The 25,972-nt window shown below is 75.9% G+C and carries 22 protein-coding genes; 16 read left to right on the top strand and 6 right to left on the bottom strand.

The genetic code is table 11. The features are described 5' to 3' along the window. Nucleotides 1-316 precede the first annotated feature (316 nt). The 4 genes from ACFUMH_RS02645 to ACFUMH_RS02660 are packed head-to-tail and all read left to right on the top strand — an operon-like array spanning nucleotide 317 to nucleotide 4,264. Nucleotides 317-1,351, top strand: coding sequence for an iron-siderophore ABC transporter substrate-binding protein (locus ACFUMH_RS02645; protein ID WP_378199956.1), 1,035 nt, complete (start codon nucleotides 317-319; stop codon nucleotides 1,349-1,351). Then, a complete protein-coding gene (locus tag ACFUMH_RS02650) occupies nucleotides 1,348-2,388 on the top strand; it encodes a FecCD family ABC transporter permease (protein WP_378199959.1) in 1,041 nt (346 codons plus the stop codon). The genes ACFUMH_RS02645 and ACFUMH_RS02650 overlap by 4 nt, the downstream gene beginning before the upstream one ends. Further along, nucleotides 2,385-3,455 carry a FecCD family ABC transporter permease gene (locus ACFUMH_RS02655; protein WP_378199962.1) on the top strand — a complete coding sequence of 357 codons (1,071 nt, stop codon included), beginning with the start codon at nucleotides 2,385-2,387 and terminating at the stop codon, nucleotides 3,453-3,455. Before ACFUMH_RS02650 ends, ACFUMH_RS02655 begins: the two co-directional genes overlap by 4 nt. Then, a complete protein-coding gene (locus tag ACFUMH_RS02660; RefSeq protein WP_378199965.1) occupies nucleotides 3,452-4,264 on the top strand; it encodes an ABC transporter ATP-binding protein in 813 nt (270 codons plus the stop codon). The genes ACFUMH_RS02655 and ACFUMH_RS02660 overlap by 4 nt, the downstream gene beginning before the upstream one ends. A gap of 46 nt (nucleotides 4,265-4,310) precedes the next feature. On the opposite strand, the gene ACFUMH_RS02665 is transcribed toward ACFUMH_RS02660, so the two are convergent. Both ACFUMH_RS02665 and ACFUMH_RS02670 read right to left on the bottom strand, forming a co-directional pair. Next, nucleotides 4,311-5,306: a TIGR03557 family F420-dependent LLM class oxidoreductase gene (locus ACFUMH_RS02665; RefSeq protein WP_378199968.1), complete on the bottom strand. Its 996-nt coding sequence runs from the start codon at nucleotides 5,304-5,306 to the stop codon at nucleotides 4,311-4,313. Nucleotides 5,307-5,362: 56 nt separating this feature from the next. Continuing rightward, the gene (locus tag ACFUMH_RS02670) at nucleotides 5,363-6,487 is read right to left on the bottom strand and encodes a Gfo/Idh/MocA family protein (RefSeq protein WP_378199971.1); all 1,125 of its coding nucleotides are present in this window, start codon (nucleotides 6,485-6,487) and stop codon (nucleotides 5,363-5,365) included. 291 nt (nucleotides 6,488-6,778) lie between these two features. Between ACFUMH_RS02670 and ACFUMH_RS02675 the strand changes: the two genes are divergently transcribed. From ACFUMH_RS02675 to ACFUMH_RS02685, 3 genes are all read left to right on the top strand, one after another. Continuing rightward, entirely contained in the window at nucleotides 6,779-7,549 is a 771-nt protein-coding gene (locus tag ACFUMH_RS02675) for a Pr6Pr family membrane protein (RefSeq protein WP_378199974.1), read from the top strand. Nucleotides 7,550-7,574: 25 nt separating this feature from the next. Beyond that, entirely contained in the window at nucleotides 7,575-8,693 is a 1,119-nt protein-coding gene (locus ACFUMH_RS02680) for a winged helix DNA-binding domain-containing protein (RefSeq protein WP_378199977.1), read from the top strand. Nucleotides 8,694-9,304: 611 nt separating this feature from the next. Continuing rightward, nucleotides 9,305-10,732: a family 43 glycosylhydrolase gene (locus tag ACFUMH_RS02685; protein WP_378199980.1), complete on the top strand. Its 1,428-nt coding sequence runs from the start codon at nucleotides 9,305-9,307 to the stop codon at nucleotides 10,730-10,732. Here the strand turns inward: ACFUMH_RS02685 and ACFUMH_RS02690 are convergent. Continuing rightward, nucleotides 10,725-11,381, bottom strand: coding sequence for a hypothetical protein (locus tag ACFUMH_RS02690; protein ID WP_378199983.1), 657 nt, complete (start codon nucleotides 11,379-11,381; stop codon nucleotides 10,725-10,727). The genes ACFUMH_RS02685 and ACFUMH_RS02690 overlap by 8 nt on opposite strands. 141 nt (nucleotides 11,382-11,522) lie before the next feature. Here ACFUMH_RS02690 and ACFUMH_RS02695 point away from each other — a divergent pair, with 141 nt between their 5' ends. Together ACFUMH_RS02695 and ACFUMH_RS02700 are read left to right on the top strand one after the other, a co-directional pair. After that, nucleotides 11,523-12,788: a sensor histidine kinase gene (locus ACFUMH_RS02695; protein WP_378199986.1), complete on the top strand. Its 1,266-nt coding sequence runs from the start codon at nucleotides 11,523-11,525 to the stop codon at nucleotides 12,786-12,788. 59 nt (nucleotides 12,789-12,847) lie between these two features. Then, entirely contained in the window at nucleotides 12,848-13,459 is a 612-nt protein-coding gene (locus ACFUMH_RS02700; RefSeq protein ID WP_378200041.1) for a response regulator, read from the top strand. Between the two features lie 12 nt (nucleotides 13,460-13,471). On the opposite strand, the gene ACFUMH_RS02705 is transcribed toward ACFUMH_RS02700, so the two are convergent. Beyond that, nucleotides 13,472-14,329 (bottom strand): SDR family oxidoreductase, encoded by an 858-nt coding sequence (locus ACFUMH_RS02705; RefSeq protein WP_378199989.1) that lies wholly within the window; start codon nucleotides 14,327-14,329, stop codon nucleotides 13,472-13,474. Nucleotides 14,330-14,573: 244 nt separating this feature from the next. Here ACFUMH_RS02705 and ACFUMH_RS02710 point away from each other — a divergent pair, with 244 nt between their 5' ends. The 5 genes from ACFUMH_RS02710 (at nucleotide 14,574) to ACFUMH_RS02730 (ending at nucleotide 21,004) form a co-directional block, all read left to right on the top strand. Continuing rightward, entirely contained in the window at nucleotides 14,574-15,605 is a 1,032-nt protein-coding gene (locus tag ACFUMH_RS02710; protein ID WP_378199992.1) for a TIGR03885 family FMN-dependent LLM class oxidoreductase, read from the top strand. Then, nucleotides 15,602-17,296, top strand: a complete 1,695-nt coding sequence (locus ACFUMH_RS02715) for an alpha-amylase family protein (protein ID WP_378199995.1) — start codon at nucleotides 15,602-15,604, stop codon at nucleotides 17,294-17,296. The genes ACFUMH_RS02710 and ACFUMH_RS02715 overlap by 4 nt, the downstream gene beginning before the upstream one ends. A 148-nt stretch (nucleotides 17,297-17,444) precedes the next feature. Then, nucleotides 17,445-18,419 carry an FKBP-type peptidyl-prolyl cis-trans isomerase gene (locus ACFUMH_RS02720; protein WP_378199998.1) on the top strand — a complete coding sequence of 325 codons (975 nt, stop codon included), beginning with the start codon at nucleotides 17,445-17,447 and terminating at the stop codon, nucleotides 18,417-18,419. A 133-nt stretch (nucleotides 18,420-18,552) separates the two neighbouring features. After that, nucleotides 18,553-20,610, top strand: coding sequence for an elongation factor G (locus ACFUMH_RS02725; RefSeq protein WP_378200001.1), 2,058 nt, complete (start codon nucleotides 18,553-18,555; stop codon nucleotides 20,608-20,610). Nucleotides 20,611-20,650: 40 nt separating this feature from the next. Then, nucleotides 20,651-21,004 (top strand): nucleotide pyrophosphohydrolase, encoded by a 354-nt coding sequence (locus ACFUMH_RS02730; protein ID WP_378200004.1) that lies wholly within the window; start codon nucleotides 20,651-20,653, stop codon nucleotides 21,002-21,004. A gap of 417 nt (nucleotides 21,005-21,421) precedes the next feature. On the opposite strand, the gene ACFUMH_RS02735 is transcribed toward ACFUMH_RS02730, so the two are convergent. Together ACFUMH_RS02735 and ACFUMH_RS02740 are read right to left on the bottom strand one after the other, a co-directional pair. After that, entirely contained in the window at nucleotides 21,422-23,977 is a 2,556-nt protein-coding gene (locus tag ACFUMH_RS02735) for an ABC transporter permease (protein WP_378200007.1), read from the bottom strand. 23 nt (nucleotides 23,978-24,000) lie between these two features. Next, nucleotides 24,001-24,762: an ABC transporter ATP-binding protein gene (locus ACFUMH_RS02740; RefSeq protein ID WP_378200010.1), complete on the bottom strand. Its 762-nt coding sequence runs from the start codon at nucleotides 24,760-24,762 to the stop codon at nucleotides 24,001-24,003. A 282-nt stretch (nucleotides 24,763-25,044) separates the two neighbouring features. On the opposite strand from ACFUMH_RS02740, the gene ACFUMH_RS02745 reads away from it, so the two are divergent. Next, complete coding sequence (locus ACFUMH_RS02745; RefSeq protein ID WP_378200013.1) at nucleotides 25,045-25,239, top strand: hypothetical protein; 195 nt, start codon at nucleotides 25,045-25,047, stop codon at nucleotides 25,237-25,239. Nucleotides 25,240-25,352: 113 nt separating this feature from the next. Further along, the gene (locus ACFUMH_RS02750; RefSeq protein WP_378200016.1) at nucleotides 25,353-25,970 is read left to right on the top strand and encodes an L-threonylcarbamoyladenylate synthase; all 618 of its coding nucleotides are present in this window, start codon (nucleotides 25,353-25,355) and stop codon (nucleotides 25,968-25,970) included. Nucleotides 25,971-25,972 lie beyond the last annotated feature (2 nt).

Consider the following 25,972-nt stretch of genomic DNA (forward strand, 5'->3'; position numbering starts at 1 on the left):
TGGGCACGCGGACGGGCCCGGGACCGCGGTGGTCCCGGGCCGCGCCGGTGCACCGGCACCGTAGGCGTCCGCGGAGGGTTGCGATAACGGGCGGCGACGGTCTGCCGGGGCCCGCAGCGGCGGCGGCCGGGCGGCCCGCACGCCGCGTTGCGGACGGCCGAACTCGCGCGCGGTCCGTCCCTGCGGGGCCCCACGCCCGTCGGGACGCGGGACCGACCACCTCGGGACGGCTGCTACGGTTCCACAGGTAAGCCTCACCTAAGCAACCGCGACGGTCGGGCCCCCTCCGTCATCCCCCGAAAGCGAGCCCTGTCGCATGAGCACCCGTCGCCTGTCCGCGCTCGCCGCGGTCGGATCGGTCGTCCTGGCCCTCTCCGCGTGCAGCAGCGCGGCCGACTCGACCGCCGGCACCAGCCCCGCGGCCACCGCCGGGGCGACGGCGGACTTCCCCGTCGTCATCGAGCACGCGTTCGGCGAGACGACGATCGAGGAGAAGCCCGAGCGCGTCGCCACCGTCAACTGGGCGAACCACGAGGTCCCGCTCGCGCTCGGCGTCGTGCCCGTCGGCATGGCGGCCGCGAACTTCGGCGACGACGACGGCGACGGCCTGCTGCCGTGGGTCGAGGAGAAGCTCGAGGAGCTCGGCGGCGAGGCGCCGGTGCTCTTCGACGAGACCGACGGCATCGACTTCGAGGCCGTCGCGGACACGCAGCCGGACGTCATCCTGGCCGCGTACTCCGGCCTGACGCAGGAGGACTACGACATCCTCAGCGAGATCGCGCCGGTCGTCGCCTACCCGGAGTCCGCGTGGGCGACGTCGTGGCGCGACCTGATCCTCGTCAACGCGGCCGGCATGGGCATGGCGGCCGAGGGCGAGGCGCTCGTCGAGGAGCTCGAGGGCGAGATCGCCGAGACGGTCGCGGCGCACCCGGGCCTCGAGGGCGTGCCGACGATGTTCCTCACCCACGTCGACACGAGCGACCTGAGCACCGTGAACTTCTACACGGCGAACGACTCGCGCGCCGCGTTCTTCGAGGACCTCGGCCTGGCCACGCCGGCCGCGGTCGAGGAGGCCTCCGCCTCGGGCGAGTTCTCGGGCAGCGTCAGCGCCGAGCAGCTCGACATGTTCGACGACGTCCGGCTCATCGTCACGTACGGTGACGCGGAGCTCGTCGACGTGCTCAAGGCGGACCCGCTGCTGTCGCAGATGCCCGCCGTCGCGAACGACGCGATCGTCTCCCTGGACGGCAGCGGCCCGCTGGGCACCGCCGCGAACCCGACGCCGCTGGCCATCTCGTGGGTCCTGGACGACTACGTGACGATGCTCGCGGACGCCGTCCCGGCCGAGTGACCGCGGCCGCACCCACCGCGCCGGTCGTCGCCACGCTGCGACGGCCGGCGCGGGTGCGCCTGCTCTGGCTGGTCGCGGTCCTCGCCGTGCTCGCGCTGCTGGTGGCGGCGTCCGTGACGACCGGCTCGCGCGAGGTCGCGTGGGCCGACATCACCGCGGCGCTCGGCGGGTCCGTCGAGAACGTGAGCCAGGCCGCCGTCGCGAAGCGCATCCCGCGCACGCTGCTCGCGGTGCTGGTCGGCGCCGCGCTCGGCCTGTCCGGCGCGGTCATGCAGGGCGTCACGCGCAACCCGCTCGCCGACCCGGGCATCCTCGGCGTGACGATGGGCGCGTCGCTGGCCGTCGTCGTGGGCATCGCGTGGTTCGGGCTGTGGACGGCGACGTCGCAGATCTGGGTCGCGATCGCCGGCGCCGCCGTCTCCGCGGTGTTCGTCTACGTCGTCGGGTCGCTCGGCCGCGGCGGCGCGACGCCGCTCAAGCTCGCGCTCGCGGGCGCCGCGACGTCCGCCGCGCTCGTCTCCTTCATCAGCGCCGTCGTGCTGCCGCGCGGCGACATCGCCGACAGCGTGCGGTCGTGGCAGATCGGCGGCGTGGGCGGCGCCGACCTCGGGCGGATCGGGGTCGTGCTGCCGTTCCTCGGTGTCGGCGCGGCCGTGTGCCTGCTCGCGGCCCGGTCGCTGAACTCCCTCGCCCTCGGCGACGAGCTCGCCGCGGGGCTCGGCGAGCGCGTGGTCGTCGCCCGGCTCGTCGCGTCGACCGGCGCGGTGGTGCTCGCCGGGGCGGCGACGGCGGTGGCGGGGCCCATCGGCTTCGTCGGTCTCGTCGTGCCGCACCTGTGCCGGCTCCTCGTCGGCGTCGACCACCGCTGGCTGCTGCCGTTCTCGGCGCTGACGGGGGCCGCGCTCGTCACCGTGTCCGACGTCGTGGGGCGCGTCGTCGCGCGGCCCGAGGAGCTCGACGTCGGCATCATCACCGCGCTGGTCGGCGCGCCGTTCTTCATCCTCGTCGTCCGCCGGTCGAAGGTGCGCGAGCTGTGACCGCGGCCCTGACGACCGGTACCGCCCGCGACGCCGCCTCCGACGTCGAGGCCGCCGTCGTGGCGTCCCGCCGCCGGCGCACGGCGGCGCGCCGGCGCACCATCGCCGTGCTGGCGGTGCTCGTCGTCGTGCTGCTCGCGACGTCGCTCGTGGTCGGGCGGACGTTCCACCCGCCGGCCGACGTGCTGCGCGTGCTGCTCGGTGAGGACGTGCCCGGCGCGTCGTTCACCGTCGGGCGCCTGCGCCTGCCGCGCGCCGTGCTCGCGGTCGCCGCGGGCGCGTGCTTCGGCCTGGGCGGCGTCACGTTCCAGACGATGCTGCGCAACCCGCTCGCGAGCCCCGACCTCATCGGCATCAGCACGGGGGCGAGCGCGGCCGCCGCCTTCGGCATCGTGTTCCTCCAGCTCAGCGGCGCGCAGGTGTCGGTGTTCGCCATCACGGCGGGCCTCGGGGTCGCGCTGCTCATCTACGTGCTGTCGTTCCGGCAGGGCGTGCTCGGCACGCGGCTCGTGCTCATCGGCATCGGCGTCGCCGCGATGCTCGAGAGCGTCACGAGCTACGTGCTGAGCAAGGCGCCGCGGTGGGAGCTGCAGGAGGCGCTGCGCTGGCTCAGCGGCAGCCTCAACGGCGCCGGCTGGCGCGAGGTCGTCCCCGTGCTCGTCGCGCTGCTCGTGCTCGGCCCCGTGCTGCTGGGGCAGTCGCGCAACCTCGGTCAGCTCCAGCTCGGCGACGACACCGCGTCGGCGCTCGGCGTGCGGGTCGAGCGGACGCGCGTGCTGCTCATCGGCTCCGCGGTCGCGCTCATCGCGTTCGCCACGGCCGCCGCCGGGCCCGTCGCCTTCGTCGCCTTCCTGTCCGGGCCCATCGCGTCACGCATCCTTGGCCCGCGCGGGTCGCTGCTCGTCCCCGCGGCGCCCGTCGGCGCGCTGCTCGTGCTCGTCGCGGACCTCGTCGGGCAGTTCGCGTTCGGCACCCGCTACCCCGTCGGCGTCGTCACCGGCGTGCTCGGCGCCCCCTACCTCGTCTACCTGATCGCGCGCACCAACCGCGCGGGAGGCTCCCTGTGACCACGTCCCACACGCTGCAGGCCGCGGCGCTCACCCTCGGCTACCGCGACCGCACCGTCATCGACGACCTCGACCTCACCGTCCCGCCCGGCCGCGTCACCGCCATCGTCGGCGCGAACGCCTGCGGCAAGTCGACGCTGCTGCGGTCGATGTCGCGCCTGCTCGCCCCGCGCGGCGGGCAGGTGCTGCTCGACGGCAAGGAGGTGCACCGCACGCCCGCCAAGGAGCTCGCCCGCACGCTCGGCCTGCTGCCGCAGTCGCCGATCGCGCCGGAGGGCATCACGGTCGCCGACCTCGTCGGGCGGGGACGCCACCCGCACCAGCGGGTGCTCTCGCGGTGGAGCCGCGAGGACGACCGCGCCGTCGCGGCCGCGCTCGAGGCGACCGGCACGGCGGACCTCGCCGACCGGCCCGTCGACGAGCTCTCCGGCGGCCAGCGCCAGCGTGTGTGGATCGCGATGGTCCTGGCGCAGCAGACAGACCTCCTGCTGCTCGACGAGCCCACGACCTTCCTCGACGTCAGCCACCAGGTCGAGGTGCTCGACCTGCTCACGGACCTCAACCGCGCGCGCGGCACGACGGTGGTCATGGTGCTGCACGACCTCAACCTCGCCGCGCGCTACGCCGACCACCTCGTGGCCATCGCCGGCGGGCGCGTGCACGCCGCCGGCACCCCGGTCGAGGTGCTCAGCGAGGACGTCGTGCGCGCGACGTTCGGCCTCGACAGCCGGATCATCACCGACCCGCTCTCGGGCCGGCCGCTCATGCTGCCGGTGGGACGCCACCACATGGACGTGCCGGCGGTCTGACCGGGCCCGGGCGACCGCCGGCACGTGCCGTGGGACGTCGGGTGCGTCAGGCGGACGGCGCCGCGTCGCGGAGCTTCGCCAGCAGCGGCTCGGCCGCCTCGTCGAGGAACCGCTCCTGGCCCTCGTCGCCGACCTGGACCACCGCGATGTCGGTGAACCCGGCCTCCCAGTACGCCGACACGGCCTCGACGATCGCGTCCAGGTCCGGCCCGCACGGGATCTGCTCGGCGACGTCGTCGGGGCGGATGAACTGGCTGGCCGCGTCGAACGACTCGGTGGTCGGCAGGTCGGCGTTGACCTTCCAGCCGCCGCCGAACCAGCGGAACTGCTCGTGCGCGCGCTGCTTGGCGCGCTCCGGGTCGGGGTCCCACGAGATCGGGATCTGGCCGATCTTGCGCGACGGCGTGTCCGCGAGGCCGTCCTCGGCACGGGCGGCGTCCCACCGCTCGACGAGGTCGGCGTCCGGCTCGACCGCGATGAGGTGGTCGGCCAGGCCGCTGAACCGCGAGACGGACTGGGTACCGGAGACCGCGGCGCCGATCTCGAGCGGCTCGTCGGGCAGGTCCCACAGCTTCGCGGAGTCGACGCGGAAGTGGACGCCCTCGTACGTGACGCGCTCGCCGGTCAGCAGCTCGTGGATGATCTCCAGCGCCTCCTCGAGCAGGTCGTGCCGCTCGCCGACGGCCGGCCATCGCTCGCCGACGACGTGCTCGTTGAGGTTCTCGCCCGCGCCGACGCCGAGCGTGAAACGGTTCTCGGACAGGATCGCGAGCGTCGCCGCCTTCTGCGCCACGACCGCCGGGTGGTACCGGATGGTCGGGCAGGTCACGTACGTCATGAGGTCGATGCGCTGCGTCGCCTGCGCGACCGCGCCGAGCATGGTCCACGCGTACGACGCGTGCCCCTGCTCCTCCAGCCACGGGAAGTAGTGGTCGGACGACACGGCGAAGTCGAACCCGAGCCGGTCGGCCGCCTGCGCGTACCGGACCAGCTCGCGCGGCCCGGACTGCTCGGTCATGAGGGTGTACCCGAATCGCGTCATGGCACGAGCGTGACGCGAGCGTCGCGATCCGGCATCCGGAGGCGGGGCGGCCGGGCTCAGGCGTCCGCCCAGGCCTCCGCGTCCGTCGTCACCGGCTCGCCCGTGCGCGCGGACTCCTCCATCGCGAGGCCCAGCAGGTGGTCCTGGATGCCGTCGGCGAGCGGGTACGGAGGGGGCGCGTCGCCGCGCACCCACGCGCCGGTGAGGTCCAGGAGGTGCGCCACGGCGACGTCGTCGTCCGCGAGCCGGGCGCCCGTGAACGGGTTGCGGTAGAGCACGCGCCCCTCGAGGGACAGGTGCTCGAGGTCGAAGCCGTCGAGGTCCTGCTCGATGCCGGACTGGCGACGCGCGATCCGCGACGTCAGCACGGTGCGGGGGTCGAGCCAGCGCGTCACGTCGTCGCCGACCACCTCGCCGAGCGACCCGCGGACCACGATGCGGTTGGACCGCAGCGGGTTGTGCCACTGGTTGTCGGTGAAGTCGTAGAGGACGTGCCGGCCGTCGCCGAGGTCGATCGTCGCGAGGAGGGTGCGGGCCGGGGCCGGCTCGGTGGCGTCCGTCCACCCGTGCCGGCTGATCGGGTCGACGAGCGGCGCGGTGAACGCGCGCGCGTGCACGGTGGTGGCGCCGCGGCCCGCGCCCAGCAGCCTCCGCGCCAGCCCGACGGCGTGGTACAGGTGCGTCGAGGAGACCTGCACGCTCGTCGGCGTGCCGATGAGCCCGTCGTCGACGAGCCGCTGCCGGGCCTGGTGCGCGGGCATGAACGGGCTGTGCTCCGCGACCTGGACGAGGCCGCTCGCACCGACGTCCGACCAGAGGCTGCGCAGGCCGTCGACGTCCGGTGCCGGGGGCGTCTCCGCGAGCACGGGCACCGACGCCTCGACGAGCTCCCGCACGACCTCCGGAGTCACGGGCCACGGCGTCGCGGTCACGACGAGCTCGGGCCGGTCCGGCGCCGGACCGGCCCCGGGGACGGCGCCGGTGACGAGCTCCTCGACGGTCCGCACCGTCGGCACGCCCCACCGCGCCTCGACCTCCGCGCCGCGCTCGGCCGTCCGCGTCACGACGCCCGTGCACGTGAAGCGCTCCGGCATCAGCCGGGCCATGCGCACGAAGAACTCGGCGCGCCAGCCGGAGCCGATCACGCCGAACCGGACGGGTGCGGGGGTGGACTGCGTCATGGGGACGTCCTCGTCGTCGAGCGTTCGCGTGCCGTCGACAGTAGCCGCGGCGGCGGCCGGCGCCCGTCGGGACGGGGTGCCCTGGGGAACCGGCGGTGCGGGGCCGGGCTGTGGTCGCGTGGGGTGGTGGTCGGGGGCTGTGGTCGGGCGGGCGGTGGTGGGTGGCGGTGGTCGGCTCGGCGCCCACAGGAGCCGGCCCGACGGTGCGCGCCGCCGCCGACGCGTGGCACGGTGTGCGCGCCGGTACCCAGCCGGGACCTCGCCCGGCCCTGATCCCCGGAGGTGGCGTCCGTGCGCGCGACCGACGCACTCGTCGTCCTGCTCCGCCTCGCCGCGGCGACCCTCGCGCTGGCCGGCACGCGGTCGATCTGGCGCGACGGCGACCTCGGCGCGCTCGTCTACTTCACCAACATCTCGAACCTGTCGTTCGCGGTGGTGATGATCTGGGCGGCCGTCGCGTCCGCGCGCATGCGCGGGCAGCCGCCGGCGGTGCTCAAGGGTGGCGTGACGCTGTTCCTGCTCATCACCGGGCTGGTGTCGTGGCTCGTCCTCGCGCCCGAGGCGCCCGACGCCCCGGTGGTCGCGTTCGGGCTCACCGGCGGGCAGATCGAGCACGAGGTGACGCCGGTCCTCGCGCTCGTCGACTTCGTGGTGCTCGACGCGCACCGGCGGCTGCGGTGGCGCGCCGCCGCGTACTGGGTCGTGGCGCTGCTCGTCTACTGCGCCTTCTCGACCGTGCGTGGGCTCGTGCGGCCCGACCTCGGCTACCCGTACGGGTTCGTCGACCTCGCGGCGCTCGGGTGGGGCGGGCTGGCGCTCAACGTCCTGCTGTACGGCGCGGCGTTCGCGGTGCTGGAACTGCTGCTCGTGCTCGTCGACCGGCGTCTGCCGCGGGCGGCGCTGCTCGGCACGGCGGGGCGTGCGCCGGCGTCCGCCGCTTCGTCGTCGACTGCTCCGTCGTCCACTGCTTCGTCGTCCACTGCTTCGTCATCCCGTGCGCCGTCGTCCACCGCGACCCCGACCGGGCCGACGCCACCGAGCCGAGAAGCGGACGGGTCCTGACCGCATCCCGGTCTAGCGTCGCAGCATGTCGACCTTGTCGCTGCGCCGGCTCAACCGCACGCTGCTGCACCGCCAGCAGCTCGACGTGCGGTCCGACGCCGGCGTGGTCGCGGCCGTCGAGCGGCGCGTCGCGGTGCAGGCGCAGGAGCCCAACTGGGTGCACGTGGGCATGGCGGCGCGGGTGTCCGGCTTCCGGACCGCGGACCTCGACGCGGCCGTCGCGTCGCGGGCGCTGGTGCGCGGACCGCTGCTGCGGGGCACGCAGCACCTGGTGTCCGCGGCCGACCACGGCTGGCTGCGGCCGACAGTGCAGCCGGTGCTCGACCGGCTCGTGCGGTCCGTGTACTACGCCGAGCACGTCGGCGACCTCGACCCGGCGGTCCTCGTCGCGGCCGCGCGCGAGGTGCTCGGCGACCGGACGGTGCGGCGGCGGGACCTCGGTGCGGCGCTCGTCGAGCGGTTCCCGGGCCGCAAGGGGGCGGTGATGGCGGCGGCCGTCGAGGCGCTGACGCCCGTCGCGCACGACCCTGCGACGTCGGCGTTCGGCTCGTGGTGGAGCCGACGGTCCATCGCCGTCACCGCCGCCGACGTGTGGCTCGGGGAGCCGGTCGGCGCGCCGGACGTGCCCGCGCTCGTGCGCCGCTACCTCGCGGCGTTCGGGCCGGCGGACGTCATGGACCTGCAGACGTGGTGCGGCCTGACCCGGCTGCGCCCGGCCGTGGACGGCATGCGCGCCGGGCTGCGCACCTACCGCGGCCCCGACGGCCGCGAGCTGCTCGACCTGCCCGACGCACCGCTCGCCGACGAGGACGCCCCGGCCCCCGTGCGGTTCCTGCCGATGTTCGACGACGCCGTCCTCGGCCACCGCGACCGGACCCGCATCCTCCCCGAGGCGGTCCGCCGCGACGTCATGCCGGGGTGGTCGATGGTCCGGGCGACGGTGCTGGTCGACGGCGTCGTCGCCGCGACGTGGGAGATCGTCGAGGGCCGGTTGCTGGTGCGTCCCCTGCGCCCCCTCACGCCCGGCGAGCAGGACGCCCTCGAGGCGGAGGGTGCGACGGTCGCCGACCTCGTCGGCGCGGACCGCGACGTCGAGCTGACGTCCGCACCGCGCACGCCGCTCCCGGGCGCACCACGGACCTGACGCCACGCCGACGGCGCCACCGCGCCCACCCGCCGGCCGGCGAGCCGCATCGCGGCCGTCGCTGCACCCCGTCGACCGCCGACCCGGCCGCCGTGCATCAACCACGTCGCCTGGTGCTGCACGACGACCGCTTCGACGCGACGTCGTCCGACGTCCCGTGTCCGGTGTCCCACCGCGTCCTCGGTGCCGACCCGGCGGGTGTGCAGAGGTCGTGGCCGGTGGTGCTGCGCAACGACCCGGTCGTCCTGCAGGACACGGGGCTGCCGGTGCTGCGCAACCGCCGGTTCGGCGAGGTCGTGGTCGGTGGCGATGCCGCGACCGGGTGCCGACCCGGTCGTTGCGCAGGGATCGGGGCCGGTGGTGCTGCGCGACCGCCGGTTCGGCGGAGGGTCGTCGTGCGGGCGCCACCGCTGGCGGTGTCGGGACGGTGGCCGGTGCCGACCCGGTCGTCGTGCAGCGGTCGTGGCCGAGGGTGCTGCGCAACGGCCGGGTCGGCGGGCGGGTGGTCGTGTCGCAGCGGCGGCGAATCGCTTCACAACGTTGTAGAAGCGCGTCGCGGCGGCCATGTTGGCGCTCACATCCCGTCCCCGGTAGCGAAGGCGGTACCCGTGATGCGTCGACCTCCCACCCACCGCACGTCCGCGCGCGCCCCACGCACGCGGCCGCGCGCCCTCGTCCTGGCCGCGGCGGCCGCCCTCGTCGCGGGCCTCGTCGGCACGGCGTCGGCACCGCCCGCGCAGGCCGCACCCGCGCCGCTCGTGTCCGCGCAGTCGGGGCGCTGCCTCGACGTGGCGGGCAACGACGCGAACCCCGGCGCCGCGATCCAGATCTGGGACTGCAACGGCGTCGCCGGGCAGGGCTGGGAGCTGACGGCCGCCGGCGAGCTGCGCACGTTCACCGGCAGCCGCTGCCTCGACGCGCTCAACTGGGGCACCGCCCCCGGCACGGCACTCATCTCGTGGACCTGCACCGGCGGCGCCAACCAGCGCTTCGCGCGCGGGGCGAACGGCAGCCTCGTGCACCAGCAGTCCGGCCTGTGCGTCGACGTCAGCAACGGGCGCACCGCCAACGGCACGGCCGTCGCGCTGTGGACCTGCAACGGCCGCGACAACCAGCGCTGGACCGGCGGCACCGCCGGCGGGGGCGACGGCGGCACGCCGCCCGCGGCCTACCCCGGCCCCGGCGTCGTCACGGGCGCGACGTGGGCGCACGACCCCACGGTCGTCAAGCGCCCGGACGGCTCGTACCTCGTCGCGACGACGGGCCGCGGCATCCCGCTCAAGACGTCCCGCGACCGCACGGCGTGGACCGACGCGGGCGCCGCGTTCCCGAGCGGCACGCCGTGGACGTCCGCGCACACCACCGGCGACCTGTGGGCGCCCGACCTCTCGTACCGCGACGGGCAGTACTGGCTGTACTACTCGGCGTCGTCGTTCGGCAGCCGCAACTCGGGCATCTACCTGGCGACCAGCCCCTCCGGCAACGCCGGCACGTGGACGCACCGCGGGCTCGTCGTCAGCACCACGGAGGCCAGCGACCACAACGCGATCGACTCCGACCTCGTCACCGACGCGCAGGGCCGGCTGTGGATGAGCTACGGCTCGTTCTGGACCGGCATCAAGATGATCGAGATCGACCCGGCGACCGGCCTGCGTCGGGGCACCGCGCTCCACTCCCTCGCCACCCGCAGCGCCGGCATCGAGGCGCCGGACATCCTGTACCGGGACGGCTGGTACTACCTGTTCGTGTCGTTCGACCGCTGCTGCCAGGGCGCCGACAGCACCTACCGGATCGCGGTGGGCCGCTCGTCGAGCATCACCGGGCCGTACGTCGACCGCGCCGGCACGCGCATGACGAGCGGCGGCGGGACCGAGATCCTCGCCGGCCGCGGGTCGGTCAACGGCCCCGGGCACAGCGCGACCCTGCGGGACACCGACGGGGACGTCCTCTTCTACCACTGGTACACCGACGCGGGGGACGCCCGCCTCGGCATCAACCTGCTCGGCTGGGACGCCGCCGGCTGGCCGTACGTCAGGTGACGGGACCCGGCCGGACGTCGTCGCGCGCGGCGTCCGGCCGGGCGTCGTCCCGCACCGGCTCGTCCCGCACCGGCTCGTCCCCGTCCGACGCACCGCCGTCGGAGAACAGCTGCCAGACCGGGCCGAACACGCACCACAGCACCATGACGAGCGTCGCGCGCCCGGCCCACCCGGCGAGCACCGCGCGCTGCTCCGGCGCCGACGCGATGAGCGCGAGCACGCCGAGGACGGCGCACGCGACGGCCCACGCGAGCACCACCCGCAGCCACAGGTCCCACTCGTGGCGCAGCGCGGCGCGCCCGCGCTTCGGCGGCACCGGCGGACGCGGCCCGTCGAAGAATCGCCACGCCACCCAGCCGTCGACCTTCTCGACCGTCCACCGCCCGAACGCCACCGTGTACCCGAGGTACACCGCCGCGAGCCCGTGCGACCAGGAGGGCTCCGCTCCGGCGAGCAGGTCGCCGACGGTCGCGACGAGCAGCACGACCTCGATCGCCGGCTCGCACAGCAGCAGCACCGTGGACAGGCGCCGGCGGCGCAGCACGTACCGGGCGGCCACCGCCGCCGCGAGGAACACCCAGAACGCCACCTCGCACGCCAGCACGAGCGCGGCCACGGGGTGGTCGAGGACCCAGTCGATCGCCGTCATGGCCCCACCGTCGCGCGCCGGCAGGAGCGGACGCGTCGGGCGGACGGACCGTCCCGGCGGCGCAGCACCGGCCGTCCGCAGGAGCCTGGCGTCCTCCCTTCGGACGAGGGGCCGCCCGTGGACGTCTGCTGGGATGGGCGGGTGCTCACCGCCCTGCGCCGCCACGCGGCCACCGCCACCGGCCGGTGGCGGGTCGCGCGCGCGTCGGGGACGACCGACCGCGTCGACGCGCTGGGCCTGCTGCTGCTCGGGCTGGTCCTGCTGGCGCTGGACGTCGGCGGCGTGGGGCCGACGTCGGCGGTCGTCGACGTGCCCGCGCCGCGGTGGTGGCAGGCGGCGCTGCTGCTCGTCGCGGTGCTGCTGCTCGTCGCCAAGCGCCGCCGGCCCGTCGCGGTGCTGCTGGCGGTCGTGGTGCTCGCGGCGGCCGACACGCTGCTCGGCGGTGCGCTCGGCATGTACCTCGTGCTGTTCGACGCGCTGTTCGCGGTCGCCGTGCACGCGAGCGCGCGGGCGCGCCGGGCGGCGCAGGGCGTCGTCGTCGGGGGGATCGTCGCGGCCGCCGTGACCGCCGTCGTGGCCGGCTGGTCGGCGCGGGACGTCGTCCAGGTGGTGCTGGCGGTCGTCGCCCTGTTCCTCACGCCGTTCTGGTGGGGCGGCGACGTGCGGCGCACCGAGGAGCTCGCGCGCTCGGAGGCGCAGCGGGCGGACCTCGAGCGCCAGCGCGCCGACCTGGAGCGCGAGCGGGCCGACCTGGCCGCGGCGCACGCGGACGACGCCGCCCGCATCGCCGCCCTCGACCGGGCGTCCGCGGTGCAGGACGAGCGCACGCGCATGGCGCGCGACCTGCACGACGCCGTCGCGGGCCACCTGTCCGCCGTCGCCATCCACGCCGAGGCCGCGCTCGCGGGCACCCCGGACGAGGCCCGCGACCGCGCCGCGCTGCGGGCCGTCCGGGCGGCGGCCCTCGACGCGCTCACGGAGATGCGCGCGATGATCCTCGTGCTGCGCGCGGGCGCCGACGCCGACGACGTCCCGGCGCCGCCCGGCCTCGACCGGGTCGCCGCGCTCGACGTCGACGTCGACCCGGCGGCGCTGCCGACCGTGTCCGCGGCCGTGGGGCAGACCGCCTACCGGATCGTCCAGGAGGCCGTCACGAACGCGCACAAGCACGGCACGGGCCGCCCGACCCTCACGGTCCGCGCCGACGACCGCACGCTGCACCTGGAGGTCCGCAACGCCATGACCACCGCCGCGCCGCCGCACCCGGTGCCGTCGTCGTCGACCGGCCTGACGACGATGCGCGAGCGCGCCGCGACGCTCGGCGGCACCGCGACCGCCGGTCCCGAGACCGACGCGTGGGTCGTCCGCGTCGCGCTGCCCCTCGACCCGGCGGCGGTGCCGGCGTGAGCCGCGTGCGCGTGCTCCTCGCCGACGACCACGGCGCCATCCGCGCGGGCCTGCGCCTCATGCTCGAGCAGTCGGGCGACGTGGAGGTCGTCGGCGAGGCCGGGGACGGCGACGTGGCGGTGCGGCAGGCGCGCGCGCTGCGCCCGGACGTCGTGCTCATGGACGTCCGGATGCCCGGCACGGACGGCATCACCGCCACCGAGGCGATCGTGCGCGACGGCCTCGCCGAGGTCGTCGCCCTGACGACGTTCGACCTCGACGAGTACGTCGTCGGCATGGTGCGCGCCGGTGCCGCCGGGTTCCTGCTCAAGTCCGTGGGCGCGGCCGAGCTCGTCGACGCGGTGCGGCGCGTGGCCGCCGGCGAGGGCGTCCTCGCGCCCGAGGTGACGCGCCGGCTGCTCGACGCGGTGGCCGGGCGGGTTCCCCTGGGCGGGCCGCCGGCCGACGACGCCGGGCCCGCCACCGCCGACGACCCGCGCCTCGCCGCCCTCACCGCGCGCGAGCGGGACGTGCTCGCCGGCCTCGGCGAGGGGCTGTCGAACGCCCAGCTCGCCGAGCGGCTCGCCGTGTCGCCGACCACCGTGAAGTCGCACGTCAGCCACGTGCTCGGGAAGCTGGGCGTCCGGTCGCGCCTCCAGGCGGGGGTGCTGGCGCGCGACCTGCTCGGGTGACGCCGGCCGGGGTCAGGCCAGCGCCGCGCGCAGGCCGTCGGCGAGCGACGTCGTCGGACGGCCGAGCAGGGTGCGCAGGTGGTCGGTCGCGTCGGCGAGCTCGCCCGCCGCGATGTTGCCGTCGAGCGCGACGACGAACCCGGCGGTGCCCTCGTCGAGCCCCGCTCCCGTGAGGATCGCCGTGTGCTCGGCGGCGTCGACCCGGCGGTACGTCACGGGCCGGCCGAGCAGCTCGGTCGCGACGGCGGCGAGCTCGTCGAAGTCCCACGCGACGTCGCCCGTGAGCTCGTAGGTGCGGCCCTCGTGGCCGCTGCCCGTCAGGACGGCGACGGCGCCCGCGGCCAGGTCGGCGCGCGTGGCCGACGCGACCCGCCCGTCGCCGACCGACGCCACGATCTCGCCGGTCTGCGCGGCCTGCTGCAGCGTCGCGACGTAGTTCTCCGTGTACCAGTTGTTGCGCAGCACGGTCACGGGCAGGCCGGACGCCGCGAGCATCTCCTCGGTCGCCCTGTGGTCCGGCGCCAGGACGAGGGACGTCCTGTCCGCGTGCGGCGCCGACGTGTAGACGACGTGCCCCACGCCCGCCGCCACGACGGCGTCGACGACGGCGCGGTGCTGCGCGAGCCGCCGGCCCGGGTCGCTGCCGGAGACGAGCAGGACCCGGTCGGCGCCGGTGAACGCGTCGGCGAGCGTCTCCGGCCGGTCGTAGTCGAGCGTCACGACGCGCACGCCCCGGTCCGCGAGGTCGTCGAGCCGCTCGGTGGCGCGCCCGCCCGCGACGACGTCGGCGGGTGCGACGCCCGCGTCGAGCAGGCCCTCCACGACGAGACGGCCCAGGTGACCGGTGGCTCCGGTGACGACGATCGACATGACAGCTCCTCCTGCGTGCGGCGCCGGGCGGACGTCCCGACGACCGCCCCAACCGGCGCGGGCGCCCGCTGCTTCCCGCGCGGGTCCGGGTCCCCCGCGCGGGCGACGCGTGCGGGCGGCGCGGGGCACCCGGTGACGCGGCGCCGAACGCCACCCGACCACAGCCCCACCAGTGCGCGACGGCGTCCCCACCCGCACCGGCTCCGGAGGCGGGACACCCGTCCGACCGGTAGGAAAGGGGCCCATGGTGCGCGTCGGACTCCACAACTCACACGAGCAGGTCCATCCCTCGGCGCTGCTCGCGGCGACGCAGCTGGCGGAGCAGCGCGGCTTCGACGCCGCGATGTGCTCCGACCACTGGGCACCGTGGTCGGCCGCGCAGGGCCACTCGGGCTTCGCCTGGACGTGGCTGGGGTCGGCGCTCGCGTCGACGCGGCTGCCGTTCGGCGTGGTCAACGCGCCCGGCCAGCGGTACCACCCGGCGATCATCGCGCAGGCGGCGGCGACGCTGTCGGCGATGTACCCGGGCCGGTTCTGGGTGGCGCTCGGCTCCGGCCAGAACATGAACGAGCACATCACCGGCGACCCGTGGCCCGAGAAGGACGTGCGGGACGCGCGCCTCGTGGAGTGCGTCGAGGTCATCCGCGCGCTCCTCGACGGCGAGGAGGTGACGCACGACGGGCTCGTCACGGTCGACCGCGCGAAGCTCTGGACGCTGCCCGACGTCAAGCCGCTGCTCATCGGCCCGGCCGTCTCGCCCGAGACCGCCGCCCGGCACGCGCGATGGGCCGACGGGCTCGTGACCGTGAACCAGCCGCCGGAGAAGCTGCGCGCGATCGTCGACGCGTACCGGTCCGCGGGCGGGCGCGGCGAGATCTCGCTGCAGGTGCACGTGGCGTACGCGCCGACGGCCGACCAGGCGTTCCACCTCGCGCGCTCGCAGTGGGCCGGCAACGCGGTCGGGCCGCCGCTCGCGTGGGACATCGCGACGCCCGAGGAGTTCGACGCCGCGGCGAAGGACCTGCCCGACGAGAAGGTCCACGAGGCCGTCGTCGTCGACCACGAGCCGGCGCGCATGGCCGACCGCGTCGCCGCGCTCGCGGAGATCGGGTTCGACGCCGTCTACCTGCACCAGGTGGCGACCGACGTCGTCGTCTCCGACGAGAAGCACCCGCACGCGACGGCCACGGTCACGCCCGCGCCGTCGTCGCTGGAGGCGTTCGTCGACCTCGCGGCCGAGCACCTGCTGCCCGTCCTGAAGCAGGTGCGCGCATGAGGATCCGCGACACCGGCGACCTGTGGTGGAAGAACGCGGTCGTCTACTGCCTCGACGTCGAGACGTACATGGACTGGAACGACGACGGCATCGGCGACCTGCCCGGCCTGGTCCAGCGCATCGACCACCTCGCCGAGCTCGGCGTGACGTGCCTGTGGCTCATGCCGTTCTACCCGACGGCCGACAAGGACGACGGCTACGACATCAGCGACTACTACGGCGTCGACGAGCGGCTCGGCGACGCGGGCGACGTCGTCGAGCTCATCCGGACCGCGCGCGACCGCGGCATCCGCGTCATCGCCGACCTCGTCGTCAACCACACGTCCGACCGGCACCCGTGGTTCCGCTCGGCGCGCCGCTCGCCGGACAGCCCGTACCGCGACTTCTACGTCTGGCGCACCGACCCGCCGCCGGACACGACCGATCAGGTCGTCTTCCCCGACCAGGAGGACGGCATCTGGACGTGGGACGAGCAGGCGCAGGCCTGGTACCGGCACCGGTTCTACAAGCACCAGCCGGACCTCAACACGGCCAACCCGCAGGTCCGCGACGCGATCGCCAAGGTCGTCGGGTACTGGGCCGAGGTGGGCATGTCGGGGTTCCGGGTCGACGCCGTGCCGTTCTTCCTCGCGAACGCCGCCGACGACCCCCGGGACGAGGTCGAGCACCCGCACCAGTTCCTCAAGCAGCTGCGCGCGTTCCTCACGCGCCGGGTCGGCGACGCGGTGCTCATGGGGGAGGTCAACCTGCCGTACGACCAGCAGGTGCTGTTCTTCGGCGACCAGGACGGCGACGGCGAGCACGAGGGCGAGGAGCTGAACCTCCAGTTCGACTTCGTCCTCATGCAGCAGATGTACCTGGCGCTCGCGCGGCAGGACGCCGGCGTGCTGGCCGCCGCGCTCGAGGCCCGGCCGACCATCCCGCACGACGCGCAGTGGGCGACGTTCGTGCGCAACCACGACGAGCTCACGCTCGACAAGCTGTCCGACGACGAGCGCCAGGAGGTGTTCGACGCCTTCGGGCCGGACGAGGACATGCAGCTGTACGGGCGCGGCCTGCGCCGCCGGCTGCCCTCGATGCTCGACGGCGACCCGCGCCGCGTCCGGATGGTGTACTCCCTGCTCTTCACGCTGCCCGGCACGCCCGTGCTGTTCTACGGCGAGGAGATCGGCATGGGCGAGAACCTCGCCGCCGACGGCCGCCTCGCCGTACGCACGCCGATGCAGTGGACGTCGGGCAAGAACGGCGGCTTCTCGTGCGCCGCGCCGTCGAAGCTCTCCGGGCCGGTCGTCGAGGGCGCGTTCGCGCCCGAGCACGTCAACGTCTCCGCGCAGCGCCGCGACCCGGACTCGCTCCTGTCGTTCGTGCAGCTGCTCGCGCGGCGCTACCGCGAGTGCCCGGAGCTCGGCTGGTCCGAGCGCGGCGAGGTCCTCGAGCAGCCGCACGCGTCGGTGCTCGCGCACCGCTGCACGTGGCAGGAGGCGTCGATGGTCGCGGTGCACAACCTCGGCCCGCACGCCGTGACGGTCCCCCTGCAGCTCGACGACGCCGACGAGCACTACCGGCTCGTCGACCTGCTCGTCGACGACCAGCACGCGCTGGACGAGAAGGGCCGCGTCGAGATCGAGCTCGACGGGTACGGCTACCGCTGGCTGCGGGTGGTCCGCCCGGACTCGCGCCGCCTGCTCTGACGCCCGGCGCGCGGGCGGCCCCGGCGGGGGGACGCCCGCGCGCTGAAGCGTTTCGGGATCGGACCTCTCGGCATACGTCCAGGTTCGTCGCGTAGCGTCTCCGCGTCCGCCGCCTCATCGGGCGGGACCCGAAGTGACGGAGGACCCCGTGCGCCGCACGACCACCGCTCGACCTGCCGCGCGCCGGATCGCCGCGGCCGCTCTCGCCCTGACGCTGGGCGTGGGCCTGGCCGCCTGCTCCGGCGAGGCCGGCGACGACGCCACCACCCCCGCCCCCACCGACACGGCCTCGGCTGCCGCGGAGCCCACGGCCAGCGCCGAGGACGTCGCTGCGCTCGAGGGCGTCACCGTCGAGGGCGACCTCGGCGCGAAGCCGACCGTCGGCCTGCCGAGCACGCCGTTCGAGGTGTCCGCGCCCGTCGCGCGCCTCGTCGACGAGGGCACCGGCGCGGAGATCGGCGAGGGCGACCTCATCGACATGAACACGGTGTGGGTCAACGGCAGCGACGGCTCCGAGGTCTCGACCACCTACGGCGGCACGCCCGAGAAGCTCATGGTCAGCCCCGACATGCTGCCGCCGGCGCTCGTCGACCTGCTGGTCGGCGGCAAGGTGGGCCTCCGGTTCGCGTTCGCCAGCCCCGCCGAGGGTGGCTCGACCGTCGCCGTCGCCGAGGTCATCGGCGCGGTGGCGCCGCGCGCGCAGGGCACCGACGTGCCCGCCGTCGAGGGGCTGCCCACGGTCACGCTCGCCGAGAACGGCGAGCCGTCGCTCGAGCCGGCGTCCGGCGACGCCCCCGCCGGCCTGACCGTGCAGCCGCTCATCCAGGGCGACGGCCCGGCCGTCGAGGCCGGCCAGACGGTGTTCGTCCACTACAGCGGCTGGCTGTGGGACGGCACGCCGTTCGACTCCTCGTGGACCCGCGGCCAGCTCTTCCCCGTCGCGAACGTCGGCCAGGGCCAGGTCATCGCCGGCTGGAACGAGGGCCTCGTCGGCCAGAACGTCGGCAGCCAGGTCATGCTGGTCGTGCCGCCGGACAAGGGCTACGGCGAGGCCGGCTCGGGCGACACGATCCCGCCGAACTCGACGCTCGTCTTCGTCGTCGACATCGTCGGCGTCGGCTGACCGCCACCCCAGCACCCGCAGCAACCGCGCGGCACAGGACCGCCGGCCCCACCCCAGGGACCGGCGGTCCTGTCGCGTCCGGGCCCGTCGTCCTACGCTGACCGGACCAGTCCCTCCAGCGTGGGAGGCCCGCATGGACGCGGCGACCAGACCCAGGATCCGCACCGTGGCGCTGGTCGGCGCCGCAGGTACGGGCAAGACGACGCTCACCGAGGCCCTCCTGCACCGCGCCGGGGTGCTCGCGCGCCCGGGACGCGTCGAGGACGGCAGCACGGTGTGCGACCACGAGCCCGAGGAGGTCGCGCGCGGCGCGTCCCTCGCGCTCGGCGTCGCGCCGTTCCGGTGGACGTGCGGCGGCGGTGCCACGTACGACGTGACGCTCCTCGACGCGCCGGGGTCGCTCGACTTCGCCGGGTGCGTCGACGCGGCGCTGGCAGCGGCGGACCTCGCACTCGTCGTGGTGAGCGCGGTCGACGGCGTGCAGGCCGGGACGGTCCGCGCGTGGCGTGCCGCCGCGGCGGCGGGCGTGCCGCGGATGGTCGTCGTGACGAAGGAGGACAAGGCGCGCGCCGACTTCCGGCACGTCCTCGACGACCTGCGCGCCACGTTCGGCGACGGGTTCGTGCCGCTCGAGCTGCCGCTGGGCGAGGAGTCGGCGTTCGCGGGCGTCGCGGACGTGCTGACCGAGGACGGGTACGCGTACGAGCCGGACGGGCACCACCACGTCGAGCCGCTGCCGTCGGGCCTGGCGGAGGAGGAGCACCGCCTGCACGAGGAGGTCACCGAGGAGATCGTCGCGCACGACGACGAGCAGCTCGAGCGGTACCTCGGCGGCGAGGAGCCGACGGTGGACGAGCTCGAGCGGACGCTCGCGCACGAGGTGCGCGACGGCGAGGCGTTCCCCGTGCTCGTCGTCTCGGGGGTGACCGGCGTGGGCGTCGACCGGCTGGCCGACCTGCTGTGCGAGCTGGGCCCGGGTCCGGCGGACCGCCGCGTCACGGTGCTCGCCGACGCCACCGCGGTCGAGGTGGCGATGGACCCGGACGGGCCGGCGCTCGCGCACGCGTTCCGCACGGTCGCGGACCCGTTCGTCGGGCAGGTGACGCTGCTGCGGGTGCTGTCGGGCACGCTGCGGCCGGGCGACCGGTTGGTCAACGCGGCGACGCGGGCGGAGGAGCGCGTGCCGGGCCTGTTCCGCCTGCGCGGCAAGGAGCACCTGCCGGTTCAGGCGGCGGTCGCGGGGGAGGTCGTCGCGGTCGCGAAGCTGACCGGCACGCCCACCGGCTCGCTGCTGGCGGCGAAGGGCAGCCCGGGGGCGCGGCTCGCCGCGCGTCCCCTGCCGGCGCGGCCGGCGGTGTACGGGCTGGTGCTGGAGCCGGTGACGCAGTCCGACGACGACCGGCTCTCCGCCGCGCTGGCCCGGCTCGTCGCGGAGGACCCGACGCTCGCGGTCGACCGGGCCGGCGACCGGACGGTGCTGCGCGGCCTGGGGGACACGCACCTGACGGTCGCGCTGGAGCGGCTCGCGCGCGTGTTCGGGGTGCACGTGACGACGGCGCCCGTGCCGGTCGGGTACCGGGAGACGGTCGCGCGCACGGTCGAGGTCGAGGGCAAGGTGAAGAAGCAGTCGGGCGGGCACGGGCAGTTCGCGGTCGTGCGGCTGCGGGTCTCGTCGCTGCCCGCGGGGTCGGGCGTCGAGGTGGTCGACAAGGTCGTCGGCGGGGCGGTCCCGCGCGGGTACCTGCCGGCGGTCGAGCGGGGCGTGCGGGAGGCCGCGGCGGCGGGCGGTCCGCACGGGTTCCCGGTGGTGGACGTACGCGTCGAGGTCGTCGACGGCAAGGCGCACTCGGTGGACTCCTCCGACATGGCGTTCCGCACGGCGGCGTCGATCGGGCTGAAGGAGGCGCTCGCCGCCGCGGGGACGGTGGTGCTCGAGCCGGTCAGCCGCGTGCGCGTCACCGTGCCGTCGGCCGTGCAGGGCGACGTGATGAGCGACCTGTCGTCGCGCCGCGGCCGCATCACCGACACCGCGACGGGCGCCGACGGCGAGGTCGTCGTCGAGGCGACGGTGCCCGAGGCGGAGCTCGCCCGGTACGTGCTGGACCTGCGCTCGCTCACCGGCGGCCGCGCCGACCTCACCGTCGCGCCCGACCACTACGAGCCCTGCCCGGAGCATCTCGTCTCGGCGTGACGCCGCCGCGGCCGCCGGCGCCGGGTGCCAGGATGCCGGGATGGACGAGCCGGAGATCGCCGCGCTGACGCGGGCCGTGCGGGAGTTCAGCGCCGAGCGCGACTGGGAGCAGTTCCACGACCCGAAGTCGCTGCTGCTCGCGCTCGTCGGCGAGGTCGGGGAGCTCGCCGAGCTGTTCCAGTGGGTGCCGGCCGCCGAGGCCGTCGACCGGTTCTCCGCCGCGGACCGCCGCACGCGCGCCGCCGAGGAGATGGCCGACGTCCTCGTCTACCTCGTCCGGCTCGCGGACGTCCTGGACGTCGACCTGGGTGCGGCGGCGCGCGCCAAGCTCGCGGCCTCCCACCGCCGGTTCCCCTCGGACGCCGTCCGCGGCGTCGCCCCGGACAAGCCCTGACCGACGGTCCGACCGGTCGAGCCCCGCACCGGTAGCCGTGCCGGAGTCGGCCGGCCCGGGGACGGCCGCCGCCCCGCGGTGGCGAGCTGCGCGCCCCGGGCCGGCGAGCACGGCGTGTCGGCACGGAGGAGAGATCCTTCCCGCGGGCGTACGCACCGCGTGCGTACGCCGGGCGTACGCCCGCAGGAACGTGTCTCCTCCCGCGCCGACACGCCGCTCCGGCGCGCGCACGGTCAGCACGCGGCCACCGCGGCCACCGCGGCCACGGCGGCCACCGCGGCCACGGCGGCCACCGCGGCCACCGCGGCCAGCGCGGTGCGCGCGACGAGCGCGCCGGACGTGGCCGGCGCACCCGACGCCCTGAGCGCCCGACGTGTCGGGCGCGACCGCCGGGCGCGCCACGGGGAGGGCGGCGCGCTACTCCGACGCGATCGCGTCGAGGACCCGCAGGCGTGACGCGCGCGCCGCCGGCCACACCGCGGCCAGCACGCCGACGACCGCCGCGAGGCCGACCATCGCGAGCAGCTGCCTCCACGGCAGGACGAGCCGGTCGAGGCCGTCGTCGGCGTAGACGCGCGGCATGACCGATGCCAGCCCCACGCCCACCGCGAGGCCGACGAGCGTCCCGAACACCGCCGTGAGCACCGACTCGACCGTGACGGTCCCGGCCAGCTGCAGCCGGCCCAGCCCGACCGCGCGCAGCAGGCCGATCTCGCGCGTGCGCTCGATGACCGACAGCGCCAGCGTGTTCACGATGCCGAGCACCGCGATGACCAGCGACAGCCCCAGCAGCGCGTAGAGGATGACGAGCAGCTGGTCGACCTGCGCCGCCATCGCGTCGACGAACTCGTCGCGGTCCTGCACCGACACGACGACGTACGGCGCGACGGCGTCCGCCACGGCCGTCCGCAGGTCGGCGACGTCCGTGCCGGCGGCCGCCTCGAGGAACACCGTGTCGACCTGCACCTCGGTGGCCAGCGCGTCGAGGACGTCCCGCGTCACGACCACCGGCGTGCCGAGCACCTGCGTGTCGATCACCGCCGCGACGGTGAGCGTCCGCGCGCCGGTCGGCGTCGTCACGGTGACGTCGTCGCCGACGTGCCAGTCGCCGTCCGCGACGCGCGTGTTGACGACCGCGGACGCGTCGTCGAGGTCGTCGACGTCGCCCTCCTCGACGTCGACGAGCACCGCACCGCCGAGCACGCCCGGCTCGAGCCCGACCACGGCACCGCCCGCCGCGCTCCCGTCGCCGGCCGCGTCGGCGTCCCCCGGCGCCGCGGACACGCCCGCCGGCGTGAACGCCACCTCCGCGACGTCGCCCGCCGCGGGCAGCGCGCGCACGTCGTCGATCGCGCCCGCCGGGATCACGCCCGTCGCGGACCGCAGCACCAGGTCGGCGGACGTCGAGCTCTCGACGACGCGCGCGAGCGAGCCCTGCGCCGACGCCGCGATGACGGACACCGCCCCGACGAGCGCCATGCCGATGACCAGCGCCCCCGCGGTCGCGGCCGTGCGCCGCGGGTTGCGCGTGACGTTGCCGCGCGCGAGCCGCCCCATCGGCGGCAGGAGCCGCACGGCGGGCGCCGCGAGCACCCGCAGCGCGCCGCGCGCGACCGTCGGCGCCGCCACGAGCACGCCCGCGAGCACCGCCGCCGCGCCTCCGCCCAGCAGCACCTCCGCGGCGTCGAGGGCCGGCCGCGCCGCCGCCGTCGCCACCGCTGCCACCCCGACCACCAGGAGCGCCCCGCCCGCCCACGCGCGCCGCCGCAGCGAGCGCTCGGGCGCGCCGACGTCGCTGCGCATCGCCTCGACGGGCGGCACGAGCGCCGCCGTGCGCGCGGGCACCGCGGCAGCCAGCGCCGACACCACCGTGCCGATCACCAGGCACAGCGCCACCGTCGCGCCCTCGAGCGGCACGTCGCCCGCCAGGTCCATGCCGACCTGCTCCAGCGCGACGCGCAGCACCGCGACCAGCCCCAGCCCGCCGAGCACGCCGAGCGCCGCGCCGACGAGCCCGACGACGACCGCCTGCCCCACGACGACGGCGAAGACCTGCGCCGGTGACGCGCCCACGGCCCGCAGCAGCGCGAACTCCCGCACGCGCTGCCGGACCGACATCTGGAACGTGTTGGCGATGAGGAACGCGCCGACGAACAACGACACGAGCGCGAACACCAGCAGGAACGTGGTGATGAAGCCGAGCAGCTGGTCGATGTCGGCCTGCAGGTCCGCCCGCAGCGCCGAGCCGGTGACCGCCTCGGCGTCCGCGCCGCCCGGCACGTCCGGCAGCGCCGCGGCGACGGCGGCGGTGAGCGCGTCCTCGTCCACGCCGTCCTGCGCGTAGACCGCGACGGTGGCGACCGTGCCGTCCGGGGCGTAGGTGGCCACGCCGGTGTCCCGGTCGAGGAAGACGAGCGTCGCGCCGGCGAGCGGCCCGCCGGCCGACACCTCGCCGACGACCTCGACGTCCGTCACCGCACCGCCCAGCACGACGCGCGTGCGGTCGCCGACGGCGAGCCCGGACGACGCGAGCGTCGCCTCCTCGAGCGCGACCTCGCCGGCCGCCGCCGGCACGCGGCCGTCGACGACCCGCAGCGACGGGTCGCGCGGGTCGGTGGCGATGCCGATGCTCGGCGCCTGCGTCGACTGCACCGCCGTGCCGTCCGCGCCGACGAGCACGACGGGCCCCGACACGTCGGGCAGCGCGAGGCGGACGCCGTCGACGTCCGCGAGGTCGTCCGCGAGCGTGAGCGGCACGGGCGTGCGCGCCTCGCCGAACCCGCCGCTCGCGCCCGCACCGCCGGGCAGCGGCTCGGCGCCGCGGACGTACGCGTCCGCCGGCGCCTGCGCGTCGACGATCCCGTGGAACGTCTCGGACATCATCGTGCGCAGCGCGAACGTGCCCGCGACGAACGCGACACCCAGCGCGACCGCGACCACCGACAGGGCGAACCGCACCGCGTGCGCGCGCACGCCGCGGAGCGTGACCCGCAGCATCAGAGCGCCGGGGCGGCCGGCGCGGGCGCCGTCCGCCGGGTGAGCGCGCCGAGCCGGTCGAGCACCGTGTCGGGCGTCGGGTCGGCGAGCTCGTCCACGACGCGCCCGTCGGCGAGGAACAGCACGCGGTCGGCGTAGGACGCGGCCGTCGGGTCGTGCGTGACCATGACGACGGACTGGCCGAGCTCGTCGACGGACCGGCGCAGGAACGTGAGCACCTCGCGCGCCGACGCGGAGTCGAGGTTGCCCGTGGGCTCGTCGGCGAACACGACCGCCGGCCTGGTGACCAGCGCGCGGGCGCACGCGACGCGCTGCTGCTGCCCGCCCGACAGCTCGGCGGGCTTGTGCCCGAGGCGGTCGGTGAGGCCGACGGCCTGCACCACCGCGTCGAGGTGCGCCCGGTCCACCGGGCGGCGCGCGATGTCGAGCGGCAGCGTGATGTTCTCGAGCGCGGTCAGCGTCGGCACGAGGTTGAACGCCTGGAACACGAACCCGAGCCGGTCGCGGCGCAGGCGGGTCAGCCGGCGCTCGGACATCGCGCTGACCTCCTCGCCGTCCACGACGACGGTCCCGGACGTCGGCCGGTCGAGCCCCGCCATGCAGTGCATGAGCGTCGACTTGCCGGACCCGGACGGGCCCATCGTCGCGGTGAGCCGCCCGCGCTCGAAGTCGACGTCGACGCCGTCGAGGGCGCGCACGGCGGTGTCGCCGCGTCCGTAGGTGCGGGTGAGCGCGCGGGCGCTCGCGATCGGGGTCGTCATGGGGTCCATCCCAGCGTCGGGGCGCGGCGTGTCACGTGACCATGGTCCCGCCGTCGGGGTGACGCCGGCCATCGGTGACGTCCCTGGTCACGGCCCTGGTCCGGGGGGTGGCCCACGACCGGGGTGGGGGTGCCCCGACCAGGGACCACCCTGAGGCGGGGACCCCCGGAACCCGGGTGCCGCCCGGGTCGGGCCCGGTGCCGCCGGTACCCCCGGCGACCGGACGATGGACGTGGGCGGCCGGACGGTCGCCGTCACCCACCACGACCACCGGAGGTCACCGTGCTCCGCCTCGCCCGGGCCGTCGCCGCCGTCGCCGCCGTCGCGCTCGGCGCCGGGCTCGCGCTCGCGACGTCCGCCGTCGACGACGCCCTCGCCCACGTCGGCCGCGACCTGCCCGTCGCGTCGGCGGTCGTCGAGGCCACCGACCCGGCGACGGTCGCCGCCGAGGTGCGGCGCGTCGCCGCGCTGCCCTGACGAGCCAGCCGCTTGCTGACCGGGCGTGCGCGGGCGCACGCCGATTCTCTGACCGGGCGCACGTCGCTTCCCTGACCGGGCGCACGCCCGGACCGCCGCCTAGCCTGACCGGCATGGCGCGCTACTTCGACGTGCACCCGACCGACCCGCAGCCGCGCGCGATCGCGCAGGTCGTGGCGCTGCTGCGCGACGACGCGCTCATCGCGTACCCGACCGACTCGATGTACGCGCTCGGCACCCGCATGGGCAACCACGCCGGCACCGAGCGCATCCGGCAGGTCCGCGACCTCGACGCCAGGCACCACTTCACGCTCGTGTGCGCGGACTTCGCGCAGCTCGGTCAGCTGGTGCACCTGGACAACAGCGCCTTCCGCGCCATCAAGTCGGCGACGCCCGGCCCGTACACGTTCATCCTCCCCGCGACGCCGGAGGTGCCGCGGCGCCTCGCGCACGAGAAGAAGCGGTCCGTCGGCGTGCGCATCCCCGACGACCCGGTCGCGGTCGCGCTCATCCGCGAGCTCGGCGAGCCGCTGCTGTCGAGCAGCCTGCTGATGCCCGGCGCCGACTGGCCCATGACCGAGGGCTGGCAGATCAAGGAGGAGCTCGACGACCGCCTCGACGCGGTCGTGGACGCGGGCGACCGCGGGACCACGCCCACCACGGTCGTCGACTGGACGTCCGGCAGCCCCGAGGTCGTGCGCGAGGGCGCGGGCGACCCGACGCGGTTCTGACG

The sequence above is a fragment of the Cellulomonas sp. NPDC057328 genome (genome assembly GCF_042667215.1).
Lineage (GTDB): Bacteria > Actinomycetota > Actinomycetes > Actinomycetales > Cellulomonadaceae > Cellulomonas.

Excerpts from the sequence above, each read along its gene's own strand:
- ACFUMH_RS02645 (WP_378199956.1), top strand. The coding sequence starts at position 317 with ATGAGCACCCGTCGCCTGTCCGCGCTCGCCGCGGTCGGATCGGTCGTC.
- ACFUMH_RS02665 (WP_378199968.1), bottom strand. The coding sequence starts at position 5,306 with ATGACGCGATTCGGGTACACCCTCATGACCGAGCAGTCCGGGCCGCGC.
- ACFUMH_RS02670 (WP_378199971.1), bottom strand. The coding sequence starts at position 6,487 with ATGACGCAGTCCACCCCCGCACCCGTCCGGTTCGGCGTGATCGGCTCC.
- ACFUMH_RS02680 (WP_378199977.1), top strand. The coding sequence starts at position 7,575 with ATGTCGACCTTGTCGCTGCGCCGGCTCAACCGCACGCTGCTGCACCGC.
- ACFUMH_RS02685 (WP_378199980.1), top strand. The coding sequence starts at position 9,305 with ATGCGTCGACCTCCCACCCACCGCACGTCCGCGCGCGCCCCACGCACG.
- ACFUMH_RS02690 (WP_378199983.1), bottom strand. The coding sequence starts at position 11,381 with ATGACGGCGATCGACTGGGTCCTCGACCACCCCGTGGCCGCGCTCGTG.
- ACFUMH_RS02700 (WP_378200041.1), top strand. The coding sequence starts at position 12,848 with ATGCTCGAGCAGTCGGGCGACGTGGAGGTCGTCGGCGAGGCCGGGGAC.
- ACFUMH_RS02705 (WP_378199989.1), bottom strand. The coding sequence starts at position 14,329 with ATGTCGATCGTCGTCACCGGAGCCACCGGTCACCTGGGCCGTCTCGTC.
- ACFUMH_RS02710 (WP_378199992.1), top strand. The coding sequence starts at position 14,574 with ATGGTGCGCGTCGGACTCCACAACTCACACGAGCAGGTCCATCCCTCG.
- ACFUMH_RS02715 (WP_378199995.1), top strand. The coding sequence starts at position 15,602 with ATGAGGATCCGCGACACCGGCGACCTGTGGTGGAAGAACGCGGTCGTC.
- ACFUMH_RS02725 (WP_378200001.1), top strand. The coding sequence starts at position 18,553 with ATGGACGCGGCGACCAGACCCAGGATCCGCACCGTGGCGCTGGTCGGC.
- ACFUMH_RS02730 (WP_378200004.1), top strand. The coding sequence starts at position 20,651 with ATGGACGAGCCGGAGATCGCCGCGCTGACGCGGGCCGTGCGGGAGTTC.
- ACFUMH_RS02740 (WP_378200010.1), bottom strand. The coding sequence starts at position 24,762 with ATGACGACCCCGATCGCGAGCGCCCGCGCGCTCACCCGCACCTACGGA.
- ACFUMH_RS02750 (WP_378200016.1), top strand. The coding sequence starts at position 25,353 with ATGGCGCGCTACTTCGACGTGCACCCGACCGACCCGCAGCCGCGCGCG.